This is a genomic window from Photobacterium sp. DNB23_23_1 (assembly GCF_052873815.1).
This window is the reverse complement of the sequence record NZ_JBNNXT010000149.1, coordinates 1-216: the sequence shown is the minus strand read 5'-3', so window position 1 is coordinate 216 and position 216 is coordinate 1. Positions and strand designations below refer to the sequence as shown.

The window sequence follows — 216 nt, the reverse complement described above, 5'->3', positions numbered from 1 at the left end:
GTCCCATTCGTCTAGAGGCCTAGGACACCGCCCTTTCACGGCGGTAACAGGGGTTCGACTCCCCTATGGGACGCCACTTTCTAAACACTTTACTGATAAAGTTGTTAGAAAGTGGTTTTTTATCTCTTCGGGGATAACGAAACACATGTTCTTTAACAATCTGGAAAGCTGACTAGTAAATTGAATTTTCGAATTCAATAACTAATAGTTTCTACT

1 tRNA gene is annotated in these 216 nt (G+C 41.2%); it reads left to right on the top strand.

The annotated features are described in order from the left end of the window. Positions 1-76 (top strand) — tRNA-Glu (locus tag ACVA53_RS25185). The last annotated feature ends 140 nt before the right edge of the window (positions 77-216 follow it).